Here is a 12214-nt window from a genome sequence, read left to right as displayed (position 1 = left end):
CCCATGTGCCGGCCGCGATGGGGTACGCAGCTTTGCGTAAGGGAATGCGTGAATAAATGTAACAAGTCTCCGGACTTAGAGTGAAGAAGCGTGTTCTCAGGCGTTTGAGAACCCTTTCTGAGACCGGCTCAGCTGGCTTGGGGCTTTCAATCTAGAGGAGACACACTGCATGGCCGCTTCCCTTGCCAACAACCGTTCCGTCGCGCGCCAGGTCACGCTGACCGCCATCGCGCTGGTGGCCCTGGTGCTGGTGCTGGTGGGGTTGGCCATTGCCGTGCTGACCGAGCGCAGCACGCGGGCGCAGGTGGTGGCCAGCGTGGGCGACACCGCGCAAAGCGTGGCCCAGTCGCTGGACGCGGCCGACAACACCAACCGCGAACTGGTCCAACTCACCATGCGCGGTTTTCAACGCTACTTCGAGGCCACGATGCAGCTCGACGAAGCCACGGGCGAGCTGCGCAGCTATGGCGCGCTGGTCAACGAGGATTACGGCTCGGTCGACAAGTTCGCCAGCGAGACGGGTGGCATTGCCACGGTGTTCGCCAAAAAAGGCGACAACTTCATGCGGGTGACCACTTCGGTCAAGAACGACAAGGGTGAGCGCCAGCAGGGCACGCCGCTGGGCAAAGACGACCCGGCCTATGCCACCGTCACCAAGGGCGAGCCTTATACAGGCGTCACCGTGGTGGGCGGCAAGCCCTACATGGGCCACTACCTGCCGGCCAAGGATGCGTCGGGCAAGGTGATTGCGCTGCTGTTCATCGGCAATGACATCAGCGTGTTCCACACCATGCTGCAAAAGCAGGTGGCGCAGACGAAGTTCTTCGAGCACGGCGGCACCTATGTGATCAACCCCGGCACCTCGCTCGACCAGGCCGTGTTTGTGTACCACCCCACGGCGCGGGGCAAGCGTGTGCTGGAGGCCTACCCGCAGGCCCGTCCGTTTTTTGAGGCGCTGGCCGCGTCGCAGGACGGCTTTGTGCGCGAAGCCGCCCCGGTGCTGGGCGCGGGCGCCGGAGACCCCTGGGCCCTGGTGCGCAAGACCGGCGGCGGCTGGTGGGTGGTGGCCGAGGTGCCCGACGGCGAGGCCATGGCCAGCCAGCGCCGCGTGACGCTGGCCGTGTGGGGCCTGATGGCCGTGGCTGTGGTGCTGCTGGCCGTGGGCCTTTTCCTCATGCTGCGCCGGGGCGTGAGCCGCCCGCTGCAGGACCTGACCCAGGCCATCACGCTGGTGGCGCAGGGCGATCTGACAGAGGCCTTCCGCACCACGCGGCGCGACGAGATCGGCGCGCTGGTGCAAGAGGTGGAAGGAATGCGCCAGCGCTATACGCAGATGCTGCAGCAGGTACGCACGGCGGTCGACAGCATCACCACCGCCAGCGCCGAGATTGCCAGCGGCAACCAGGATCTGTCGGCCCGCACCGAGGCCACGGCCAGCAGCCTGGCCCAGACGGCGCAGAGCATGGAGCACCTCACCTCCACCGTGCGCCAGTCGGCCGATGCGGCGCGCCAGGCCAACCAGCTGGCCAGCACCGCCGCCGAAGTGGCCGCGCGTGGCGGCAAGGTGGTGGGTCAGGTAGTGACCACCATGGGCGACATCAACCAGAGTTCGCGCAAGATTGCCGACATCGTGGGCGTGATCGACTCGATTGCGTTCCAGACCAACATCCTGGCCCTGAACGCGGCGGTGGAGGCGGCCCGCGCCGGTGAGCAGGGCCGGGGCTTTGCCGTCGTGGCCAGCGAGGTGCGCAGCCTGGCCGGGCGCTCTGCCTCCGCCGCGCGCGAGATCAAGGCGCTCATCGGCGCCTCGGTGGAGCGCGTGGAATCCGGCGCGCGCCTGGTGCAGAACGCGGGCACCACCATGGATGAGATCGTGGGCTCGGTCCAGCGCGTGGGCGACATCATTGGCGAGATCACGGCGGCGTCGAGCGAGCAGTCGGACGGCATCGGCCAGGTCAACACCGCCGTCAACCAGCTCGACCAGATGACGCAGCAGAACGCGGCGCTGGTGGAGGAATCCGCCGCAGCGGCTCAAAGCCTGCGCGAGCAGGCCATGCGCCTGGCCGGGGCGGTGCAGGTGTTCAAGCTCTCGCCCGGCGACGGCAGCGGTGGGTACCCTGCGGTGGCCGCGCCTTCGGCGGGCCCGGCCCTGCAGGCCCCGGGCAGCGGCGCGTGGGCGCCAGCGCAGTTGCAATGACGGGAAAGGGGGCGCGCGCGCAGCGCGCTCCAGGGCGCGGTGGTCATCCTCTGGTTTGTTCTGCGGGGCCCTTGGTTTATGCTGGCCTGAACTTCCTTTGTCCCGACCACGCCACCTAGCCTGCCATGGCCGCCCACGTTCCCACCATGCTGGTCATGATCATTGTGAGCTCGCTCATGATGGCCGCGTCCATGGCCGTGGTGGGGTGGGGCCGACGGCGCGATGGCCTGGGGCGGTGGGCCGCCGCCCTGCTGGTCAATGCCATTGGGCACCTGCTGATCATGCTGCGGGGCCAGGTGCCCGATGTGCTGTCCATCGTGCTGGGCAACCTGCTGCTGTCGTGCGTGTTCGTGGGGATGATCGCGGCGATCTATCAGTTCCAGGGGCGTGCCCCACGGTGGCTGCTGCTGTTCACGCCGCCTGCGCTGGTCACGGCTTTTGTGGTGGTTTTCATAGACAACTTTCCGGCGCGCGCGAGTTTTGTGGGCCTGGTCATCGGGCTGCAGGCCGTGTGGGCCCTGGCGGCGGCCCTGGAGCGCCGCCACGCCACGGTGGGGCGCGCGCAGTGGCTGCTGGTGGCGGGGCTGGGGCTGGAGGCGGTCGTGCTGGGTGGCCGGGCGCTGCTGGCCTTCGGCGGCAGCCAAGCGGCGACCAGCATCCTGCAGAGCAGCCTGCTGCAGACGCTCACGTTCATGGGCACGTTTTCGGTGGTGCTCATCAGCTCCATGGGTTTTGTGTTCATGTCGCGCGACCGTGCCGACGAAAACAACCGCATCATGGCGGCGCTGGACCCGCTCACCGGTGTGGCCAACCGCCGCTCGCTGATCGCGGCGCTGGACCGCGACGTCTCTCGCGCCGTGCGCTCGCGCGAGTCCATTGCGCTCATGATGGTGGACATCGACCACTTCAAGCGGGTCAATGACCGCTATGGTCACCCCGCAGGAGACCAGGTGCTGTGCAGCGTGGTCAACGTGCTGAGCGAGCGCGTGCGGGCACAGGACCTTGTGGGCCGCTACGGGGGCGAGGAATTCATGGTGGTGCTGCCCGACACCACACTGCTGGGGGCCGAGCAGCTGGCGCGGGAACTGTGCAAGGCGGTGGAAGAATCACGCTGCCGCATCCGCGCAGCCGGCGGGGCCGCGCCAGACGCCGGCACCGACGCTGCCCTGGGGATTGCCGTCACGGTGAGCATCGGCGTCTTCGGCGGCCGACTGGAGCCCGGCGACAGCTGGGACATGCTCATCGCCGCTGCCGACCGTGCGCTCTACCAGGCCAAGAACAATGGCCGCAACCGCGTGGAGGTGGCCACCGGACTGCGGCGCCCCGCCTCCCTGGCGGCGGCACAGGCCAATCCCGACACGCATCCTGTTTCCCGGTATTGACCCCCAAGAGGGACGCGGGACGGGCACGCTGGGCACGCCCCTGAAGAAGGGCGGAACCCCATGCTGCAGCGCGGCGGGAGCGCTGTCAGGGTGTTTGGAGATCTGCGATGGCGCGCGTACAGGCGTTGTGTTGGAATGCTGGTTTCGGTCCACAAGATCACCCGTATTCAGGAGAGCCGCCCATGAACGCCCGAGTCCCCGCCCACGCCCTTCAACCCGCCCTGGCCCTTGAAAGGGTCAGCCAGGCGTGGGACAACGACATCGTTCGTCAGCTCACCGACTACATCGCCATCCCTGCCAAGTCGCCCATGTTCTCGCCCGACTGGGCCGAGCAGGGCCTGCTCGACACGGTGGTGCGCAATGCTGCCGCGTGGGTCGAATCACAAAAGGTCGCAGGCCTCACGCTCGAGATCGTGCGCCTCCCCGGCCGCACCCCCGTGCTGTTTTTTGAAATCGAATCCACGCAGCCCGGCGCCACCGACACGGTTCTGATGTATGGCCACCTCGACAAACAACCCGAGTTCAGCGGCTGGCGCAACGACCTGGGCCCCTGGACCCCCAAGTACGAAGACGGCAAGCTCTACGGCCGCGGCGGCGCGGACGACGGCTACGCGGTGTACGCCAGCATCGCCGCGGTGCAGGAATTGAAGCGCCAGAACGTGCCGCACCCGCGCATCGTGGGCCTGATCGAGACCTGCGAGGAAAGCGGCTCGCGCGACCTGCTGCCCTACATCGATGCCTTGAAGCCCCGCATGGGCAACGTGGCACTGGTGGTGTGCCTCGATTCGGGTGCGGGCAACTACGACCAGCTGTGGCTCACCACCAGCCTGCGCGGCATGGCCACCGGCACGCTCAAGGTCGAGATCCTGACCGAAGGCATCCACTCCGGCGACGCTTCGGGCCTCGTGCCCTCGTCGTTCCGCATCATGCGGCAGGTGCTTGATCGCCTGGAAGACAGCGCCACCGGCCGCCTGCTGCCCCAGAGTTTCCATTGCGAAGTGCCTGCCGACCGCGTGGCCCAGGCCCGCGCCACGGCGGCCATTCTGGGCGAAGAGGTGTACAAGCGTTTCCCCTGGGCGCATTACGACTGCGGCGGTTCCACCACCTTTGCGCTGCCCACCACCACCGACCCGCTGCAGGCCTTGCTCAAGCGCACCTGGGAGCCCACGCTCAGCGTGACCGGGGCCGAAGGCTTCCCGGCACTGCAGGACGCGGGCAATGTGCTGCGCCCCTACACCGCCTTCAAGCTCAGCCTGCGCCTGCCACCCCTGGTCGATGCTGGCCAGGCCGTGCAGGAGCTCAAGGCACTGCTCGAAGACAACGCGCCCTACCAGGCCAAGGTCACCTTCCAGGGCACCAGTGGCGCCACGGGCTGGAATGCCCCCGCCACCACGTCCTGGTTCGAGCAGGCGCTCAACGAGGCCTCGCAGGCGCACTTCGGCGCGCCCTGTGGCTACATCGGCCAGGGCGGCACCATCCCGCTCATGAACATGCTCAGCGAAGGTTTTCCTGCCGCGCAGATGATGGTCTGCGGCGTGCTGGGCCCCAAGAGCAACGCACACGGTCCCAACGAGTTTTTGCATGTGCCCTATGCCAAGCGCCTCACGGCCTCGGTGGCGCAGGTGATTGCCTCGATGGCGCAGCAGGTGGTGGCACCGGCGGCTGTTGCGGGCTAAAGCTGTCTCTTCCTACCCTTTGCCCGGCCCTTCGCGGCCCCCTCTGGCAGCCCCGGGGCCTGTGCCCCGGGCTGCACGGGGTGTGCTGTTCCTGACGGATCTCTCCTTCTGCCATGACCTCTGAAGAAACCCTTCCCTCCACACTCACCACCTTCACCGCCAGCGATGGAGAGAACCTGGCCGTGCAGGACTGGCCCCTGCCGGAAGGCGAGCCCCAGCGCGGCACCGTGCTGCTGGTGCATGGCCTGGGCGAACATGTGGGCCGCTACGACGCGGTGGCGCGGCGGCTGAACGCCTGGGGGTTCGCAGCGCGCGGCTACGACCAATACGGCCACGGCGAATCGAGCGGGCCGCGCGGCGGGCTCACCTCGGACCTGCGCCTGCTGGACGATCTGGCCGACATGGTCGATGCCACGCGCGCCCGTTTGCCCGCCGGCCAGCCGCTGGTGTTGCTGGGCCACAGCATGGGCGGGCTGGTGGCATCGCGTTTTGTGGCGATGAACCTGCGGCCTGTGGACGCGCTGGTGCTGTCATCCCCCGCACTCGATGCGGGCCTGGGCGCCGTGCAAAAACTGCTGCTGGCCACGCTGCCGCGCATCGCGCCCAACCTGCGCGTGGGCAACGGGCTGGATGCACAGTACCTTTCGCACGACCCCGCTGTAGTGGCCGCCTACCTGGCCGATCCGCTGTGCCACGACCGCATCAGCGCACGCCTGGCGCGTTTCATCGCCAACGGCGGCCCCGCCACCGTGGCCCGCGCCGCGCACTGGAGCGTGCCCACGCTGTTGATGTGGGCGGGCGGCGACAAGCTGGTCAACCCGGCGGGCAGCCGCGCCTTTGCAGCGGCCGCACCCAAGGCGCTGGTGCACGCGCATTGTTTCGAGCCCCTGTTCCACGAGCTGTTCAACGAAAGCCCGGAGCTGGCCGATCCGGTGTTCGACCTGCTGCAGCAATGGCTGGTACAGCGCTGCCCGGTGGCCTCCTAAGAACGTGTTCACGATCTCCCAGGAGTCGCGCAGCCAATAGCTCGGCTATTGGCAAGCGCCGCAACGCCGCAGACCGCCGGCCAAGACCACTGCCCGAAGGGTTGGAGCGAAATCGGGCGATTGGCCGCCCCGGCTGCTTGCATGGGCATGAGCCCATGCGGCGCATCCGAAGCATCCACTCATCCCGATTGCGCTCCAACGCGACCCCTGCGAGATCGTGAACACGTTCTAAGCGCTGCCACCCAGAATTTCAAATAAAAATGGTCGCCAGCGCTTACCCATCAAGCGCTAGCAGATATCATTTTTGTAGCAAACCGCCCAGCATTCCGAACAGGTCGTTCGATGTGCCAAACCCGCCCTGCGGTGCCTCACCGCGTGGGCTGAGCTGGTCGATCAGTCCCGGCAGCACCTGGGCCAGCTGGCCTGCGGCGGCTCCGGGGCCCACGCCCAGTTGCGACGCGATCTGCGACAGCGGGCCGCTGCCCAGCACATCGGACAGCTGCTCGCCCGAGATCGCCTGGTTGGGCCCCGCGCTGAGCCAGGACGCAATCACATTGCCCAGCCCCGCCTGCTGAAACTTGGCCATCAGGCCCGGCAGGCCACCCACCGGGCCGTCGTTGCTGATCAGGGACATCACGGCCTGCACCAGCTGCGGGTTTTGCGCGGCCATGCTGATCAGTCCCCCCAAGCCACCTCCGGCCCCACCGGACGCAGCGGCGCCGCTGCCGCCTTGCGATGCATTGTTGATGACGGCACCCAGAACGGAATCGAGCAAACCCATGGTGTTCTCCTGCAGAAGGAATAAAAGACAACCGCAGAGCGGCCGGACCGTGACCACGGTCTGCTAACTGCCGATGGTACGCAGGCAGGGGCCGGCGGCTGTGTCAACAATCGTGAATTCTTCTACCGCAGGCCCCTTGGCGATAGGCAAGCGGGTGCCGAATGCCACGAGACACCTGGTTCAGGTGCGTGGCAGGGCGACTGCGTTAGGGCGCGCGGGGTGGGCGCTTGTCCAGCAGCGGCGCGCTCACGCCTTGCACCCCCACCAGCCCCAGCACCGTGACCAGCGAGGTCTGCGCGCCCTTCCAGGCGTCCGTCAGGTCGATCCATTCGGACAGCGCGTGGAACCCGCCCGTCTTGCCACCGCCCCCGATCACGATGGCGGGGATGCCCAGCGACATGGGCACGTTGGCATCGGTGCTCGCGCCGCCCAGCACAGTCTTGCGGCCAAACGCCGTGTTGGCGCGCACGGCCGCTTCGACAATGACCGAATCCGCCGCCGTACGGCCACCGGGCCGGTCGCCGATAAGTTTGGTCGATGCGCTCAGGGTGTTCACACCCCAGCGCGCGTTTTCTTCGGTCACCGCGCTGTCCACGGCGGCCAGTACCTGCTTTTCCGTGGCCAGCATCGGGGCTGTTTCGTCGGAGCGGATGTCCACCGCCATGCGCGCATCGGGCGCGATGGTGTTGACGGATGTGCCGCCGCCCACCGTGCCCACGGTGAAGGTGGTTTTGGGACTCTTGGGGGTGCGGATCTCGGCGATCTTGGCAATGGCGCGGCCCATGCCGTGGATGGCGCTGGGCACCTCGCCGAACGCGGCGTAGCTGTGGCCGCCCGGGCCCTTGAACGTGACCTCATGGCGGTGGCTGCCCGTGCCCAGCACCAGCACCGTGCCGTCCGGCGCGGGCTCCAGTGCCACCAAACCGTCGATGTCGAGGTGTTCCTTGAACAGGTGCTTCATGCCGCGCAGGTTGCCCAGCTCTTCCTCGCCCACATTGCCCACAAACACCAGGTCGCCCACGGTGGCGATCTTCTGGTCGTTCAGCACCTTGAGCCACGACAGCAGCACGGCCAGGCCGCGCGTGTTGTCCGAGATGCCGGGCGCGTGCAGCTTGCCTTCGCGCTCCTTCACCTTCACGTCGGTGCCGGCCGGGAACACCGTGTCCAGGTGGGCCGAGATCACGAGCTTGGGGCCGTTGCCCGTGCCCTTGCGCACGCCCACCACGTTGCCTTCGGCGTCGATGGCGGCGCTGGCCAAGCCCAGGGTCTTCAGGCGCGCGAGGAACGCCTCGGCGCGTTTTTGCTCCTTGAACGGCGGGGCCTCGATCTCGGTGAGCATGCGCAGGTCTTCGGTGGCGCGGTCGTGGTCAGCCTTCACGGCGTCCAGCAGCTGCAGGATCTGCGGCGCGGCCATGAGCTGGCCATAGGCCTTGTCCACGGCGGGACGCAGCGCGGTGGGCGTGGGCGCCACGGCGCCGAACTGTGCATACGCTGCAGAGGGCAGCAGGGTGGCGGTGGCAAGGGCCACGGCACCGGCGAGGGCTGTGGCACGGAAGGTACGGAGAGGGTGAGTCATGGTGATCCAGCGAAACACAAACGGAAGGGGTGGCCGGCCCATCCGGCGTTGTGGATGGAGCCGTGGGCCGGCACGCAGGGCCATGCAATTGTTGGACCGAACCCAGCCCGCGGGCTCTGCTTTAATCTGTCCAGCCGACAGTTTTTCTTACATGCGCCGACACATCCCCAGCACCCGCGCCCTGCTCGTTTTTGATGCCGTGGCGCGCCACCACGGTGTGAGCAAGGCCGCCGAAGAACTCTGCCTCACCCACAGCGCCGTGAGCCAGCAGCTGCGCCTGCTCGAAGGCCAGCTGGGCCTGCAACTGGTGCAGCGCGGCGCACGCGGCTCCACGCTCACCGACGTGGGCCGCCGCTACCACGCGCAGGTCGTGGGCGACCTGCTGCGGCTGCAGAACCACACGCTCGAAGCCATGGCCCAGCGGCCCGATGGCGCGCGCCTGCTGGTGGGCTGCGTGCCAGTGTTTGCCGAGCGCTGGCTGTTGCCCCGTTTGCCCACCTTCCTCGCGCAGCAGAAGGGATGCAGCCTGCACCTGCAGGTGTACCCCACGCAGATCTACATGGCGGAGGTTCCGTTTGATGTGGCCGTGCAGTACGACGACGCGGCCTGGCCCGGGGTGGTGCCCGCGTCCCTGATGCCCGAGGTCTGCGTGGCCGTGTGTGCACCGCAATCGCGCCACCGCCGCGCGATGGAGCGCGGCGACTTCCGCGCCGTGCCGTTGCTGCAGCTCAGCTCGCGCCTGGGCGCGTGGGACGAATGGTTTGGCCGTGCCGGCATCACGCGCATCCCCGGCCACACTTTGGGAGGCCACCGATTCGACCTGTTCTCGATGCTGGTGGAGGCGGTGCGCGCCGACTTGGGGCTAGGCGTGGTGCCCCGGTACTTTGTCGAGCGCGAACTGCAGTCGGGCGAGCTGGTGCTGGCCCATCCGCACCACGACAGCGGCGTGCGCGGCTACAGCCTCTTCGTGGCGCCGGGGCGTCTGGAAGACCCTGCGGTGGCGGCCTTTGCACAGTGGCTGCGCACCACCGTGGCGGCGGAAGGCACCACGGCTGCCGCGTCCTCAGGCGCCGGTTGAAACGCGCTTGCGCTGCACACCCAGCCAGGCCAGTGCCAGCCCCGTCACCACAATCGGCACCAGCGAGCCGGCGTTGAGCAGCGTCCAGCCCTGCGTGGTGACCAGCACGCCCGACGAGAACGCACTCAGCGCCAGCGTGGCGTACACGCAGAAGTTGATGGCCGCCTGGGCGCGGTCCTTCTCCTCGGGGCGGTAGGCCGTCATGGCCAGCGTGGTGGAGCCGGTGAACAGGAAGTTCCAGCCCACGCCCAGGAAGAACAGCGCAATCCCAAAGTGGTGCAGCTCCACGCCCATCAGCGCCACCGCCACACACGCCAGGTTGAGCAACACCCCCGTGCCCATGATGGGCAGCACACCAAACCGCTTGATGAGGTGGCCAGTGACAAAGCCGGGAGCGAACATGCCGATCACATGCCACTCCAGCACCAGCGCCGAGGCATCAAAGTCAAAGCCACACACCTGCATGGCCAGCGGCGTGGCCGCCATCAGCAGGTTCATCACGCCATAGCCCAGCGCGGCGCCCACAATGGCCACGATGAAGGCGGGTTGGCGCATCAGCACAGAAAGGGGGCGCCCTTGCTCGCGTTGCCCCGCAGCGTTGAGCACCACGGGCTGCGCCTCGAACCGGATGGCTGTCATGCACAGCATGGACAACAGTGCCACACCGATGAGCGCGATATAGGCGCCCGCAAACGGCACCGGGAACAGCGTGCGCGTGGCGCTGGCCAGGTTGGGACCTGCCACGGCGCCCAGCAGGCCGCCCGCAAGCACCAGCGAGACGGCCTTTTCGCGGTAGTCCGGCTTGGCCAGTTCGGCGGCGGCAAAGCGGTACAGGCCGCCGTTGGCGCTGTAGTAGCCCGCCACCAGCGTAGCGGTGCACAGCAGCCAGAAGCTGGCGCTGAACGCCGCCCAGGCACACAGGGCGGCCGATGCCACGGCCACGGCCAGCCCGATCTGGAACGACACCTTGCGGCCCCAGCGCATCTGCGTCCTGGCCACCAGGGGCGTGGACAGCGCGCCGCCCACCACGTAGCCCATCACCGGCAGCGTGGCCATCCAGCCAAAGGGCGCCAGCTGCAGGCCCACCAGCCCGTTGATGGCGATGAAGACGACGTTGTTGGTCAGGAAAAGGCCTTGGCACAGGGCCAGCAACCACAGGTTCTTGTTCACGGCAGGGCAGCGCTTGGAGCGGGCAGAAGGGCGTTAAGGGACGGCAGCATAGATGCAAGTCAAGGCCGGACGGCAGTGGGATGCGCCGGGAAGGTGGGGCATATCAAAACCCGACTGCTTTGCTCCAGCATTGTGCACCGCCGTTGATGAAGATCAGCGGATGCGTTGGGCGGCCCCCGTATGGTGGCGCCCAGTGCTGTGGCTCCCCACCGGGGCCAGCGTTTGAATGCTTGTGATGGAACCCCTGAAATCGATGGAGGCTGCGCTGCCTGAGGCCCCGGAGCCCGCCTCGCCCGCCCTGGAACTGGTTTGCCCCGCGGGCAGCCTGCCCGCCCTGAAAGCGGCCGTGGACCACGGCGCCAACTGCGTCTACCTGGGCCTGCGCGACGCCACCAACGCGCGCAACTTTGCGGGCCTCAACTTTGACGAAGCGGCCATCGCCCAGGGCATTGGCTATGCCCACGCGCGTGGCTGTAAGGTCTTCATGGCGCTCAACACCTACCCGCAGGCGGCCAATCCGGGGCCCTGGCGCAGCGCGCTGGACAAGGCGGTCGACCTGGGCGTGGACGCGGTCATCCTGGCCGACCCGGGCCTCATGCAATACGCGGTGCAGCGCCACCCCCGGCTGCGGCTGCACCTGTCGGTGCAGGGCTCGGCCACCAACTACGAGGCCATCAATTTCTACCGCGAGCAGTTCGGCATCGTGCGCGCCGTGCTGCCGCGCGTGCTGTCGATGGAGCAGGTGCGCCAGGTCATCGACCGCACGCCAGTCGAGATCGAGGTGTTCGGTTTTGGCAGTCTGTGCGTGATGGTCGAGGGGCGCTGCGCGCTGTCGTCGTATGTGACCGGTGAATCTCCCAACACGCACGGCGTGTGTTCACCCCCGAAGGCCGTGCGCTGGGTGGAGACGCCGCAGGGCCGCGAGTCGCGCCTGAACGGCGTGCTCATCGACCGCTATGCACCCGGCGAAAACGCGGGCTACCCCACGTTGTGCAAGGGCCGCTTCGACGTGGGGGATGACGAGAACTACTACGCCATCGAAGAGCCCACCAGCCTCAACACGCTGGAGCTGCTGCCCCAGCTGCTCAAGATGGGCGTGCGCGCCATCAAGATCGAAGGCCGCCAGCGCAGCCCCGCGTATGTGGCGCAGGTCACCCAGGTCTGGCGCGAGGCCATGGACCAGTGCCTGGCTTTTCCCCACCGCTACGCGCCCAAGACGCGCTGGATGGCCAGCCTGGACCAGGTGGCAGAAGGCCAGCAGCACACGCTAGGCGCCTACCACCGCCCCTGGAAATGACGAACAACCCCCTGAGGCGCTGCGCGCCTTCCCCCTTCTCTCGCCTCGCTTGCGCGATGCGGGAAGGGGGA

General features: G+C 67.7%; 9 protein-coding genes. 6 read left to right on the top strand and 3 right to left on the bottom strand.

The genetic code is table 11. From position 1 onward, the window contains the following. Window positions 1-169: 169 nt before the first annotated feature. The 4 genes from ARADN35_RS0118765 (at window position 170) to ARADN35_RS0118750 (ending at window position 6241) form a co-directional block, all read left to right on the top strand. Complete coding sequence (locus ARADN35_RS0118765) at window positions 170-2197, top strand: methyl-accepting chemotaxis protein (protein WP_010464856.1); 2028 nt, start codon at window positions 170-172, stop codon at window positions 2195-2197. 125 nt (window positions 2198-2322) lie between these two features. Further along, entirely contained in the window at window positions 2323-3579 is a 1257-nt protein-coding gene (locus tag ARADN35_RS0118760; RefSeq protein ID WP_010464854.1) for a GGDEF domain-containing protein, read from the top strand. Between the two features lie 182 nt (window positions 3580-3761). Continuing rightward, a complete protein-coding gene (locus ARADN35_RS0118755; RefSeq protein ID WP_010464853.1) occupies window positions 3762-5255 on the top strand; it encodes a M20 family metallopeptidase in 1494 nt (497 codons plus the stop codon). 113 nt (window positions 5256-5368) lie between these two features. Then, a complete protein-coding gene (locus ARADN35_RS0118750) occupies window positions 5369-6241 on the top strand; it encodes an alpha/beta hydrolase (protein WP_010464851.1) in 873 nt (290 codons plus the stop codon). Between the two features lie 298 nt (window positions 6242-6539). Here ARADN35_RS0118750 and ARADN35_RS0118745 read toward each other — a convergent pair whose 3' ends face one another. Together ARADN35_RS0118745 and ARADN35_RS0118740 are read right to left on the bottom strand one after the other, a co-directional pair. Then, on the bottom strand, window positions 6540-7022 hold the full coding sequence (locus ARADN35_RS0118745) for a YidB family protein (RefSeq protein ID WP_010464850.1): 483 nt from the start codon (window positions 7020-7022) through the stop codon (window positions 6540-6542). A 205-nt stretch (window positions 7023-7227) separates the two neighbouring features. Beyond that, the gene (locus tag ARADN35_RS0118740) at window positions 7228-8598 is read right to left on the bottom strand and encodes a M20/M25/M40 family metallo-hydrolase (RefSeq protein ID WP_029414181.1); all 1371 of its coding nucleotides are present in this window, start codon (window positions 8596-8598) and stop codon (window positions 7228-7230) included. Between the two features lie 151 nt (window positions 8599-8749). Here ARADN35_RS0118740 and ARADN35_RS0118735 point away from each other — a divergent pair, with 151 nt between their 5' ends. Then, entirely contained in the window at window positions 8750-9676 is a 927-nt protein-coding gene (locus tag ARADN35_RS0118735; protein WP_010464847.1) for a LysR family transcriptional regulator, read from the top strand. Here the strand turns inward: ARADN35_RS0118735 and ARADN35_RS0118730 are convergent. Continuing rightward, complete coding sequence (locus tag ARADN35_RS0118730; RefSeq protein WP_010464845.1) at window positions 9662-10846, bottom strand: MFS transporter; 1185 nt, start codon at window positions 10844-10846, stop codon at window positions 9662-9664. The two genes, ARADN35_RS0118735 and ARADN35_RS0118730, sit on opposite strands and share 15 nt — an antisense overlap. 235 nt (window positions 10847-11081) lie before the next feature. On the opposite strand from ARADN35_RS0118730, the gene ubiU reads away from it, so the two are divergent. Further along, window positions 11082-12143, top strand: coding sequence for a ubiquinone anaerobic biosynthesis protein UbiU (gene ubiU, locus ARADN35_RS0118725; protein WP_425265718.1), 1062 nt, complete (start codon window positions 11082-11084; stop codon window positions 12141-12143). Window positions 12144-12214 lie beyond the last annotated feature (71 nt).

Source organism: Acidovorax radicis N35, from assembly GCF_000204195.1.
Taxonomy (GTDB): domain Bacteria; phylum Pseudomonadota; class Gammaproteobacteria; order Burkholderiales; family Burkholderiaceae_C; genus Acidovorax; species Acidovorax radicis.
This window is presented reverse-complemented; position numbering and strand designations above follow the sequence as displayed.

Excerpts from the sequence above, each read along its gene's own strand:
- ubiU (WP_425265718.1), top strand. The coding sequence starts at position 11,082 with ATGGAACCCCTGAAATCGATGGAGGCTGCGCTGCCTGAGGCCCCGGAG.
- ARADN35_RS0118765 (WP_010464856.1), top strand. The coding sequence starts at position 170 with ATGGCCGCTTCCCTTGCCAACAACCGTTCCGTCGCGCGCCAGGTCACG.
- ARADN35_RS0118740 (WP_029414181.1), bottom strand. The coding sequence starts at position 8,598 with ATGACTCACCCTCTCCGTACCTTCCGTGCCACAGCCCTCGCCGGTGCC.
- ARADN35_RS0118755 (WP_010464853.1), top strand. The coding sequence starts at position 3,762 with ATGAACGCCCGAGTCCCCGCCCACGCCCTTCAACCCGCCCTGGCCCTT.
- ARADN35_RS0118760 (WP_010464854.1), top strand. The coding sequence starts at position 2,323 with ATGGCCGCCCACGTTCCCACCATGCTGGTCATGATCATTGTGAGCTCG.
- ARADN35_RS0118735 (WP_010464847.1), top strand. The coding sequence starts at position 8,750 with ATGCGCCGACACATCCCCAGCACCCGCGCCCTGCTCGTTTTTGATGCC.
- ARADN35_RS0118750 (WP_010464851.1), top strand. The coding sequence starts at position 5,369 with ATGACCTCTGAAGAAACCCTTCCCTCCACACTCACCACCTTCACCGCC.
- ARADN35_RS0118745 (WP_010464850.1), bottom strand. The coding sequence starts at position 7,022 with ATGGGTTTGCTCGATTCCGTTCTGGGTGCCGTCATCAACAATGCATCG.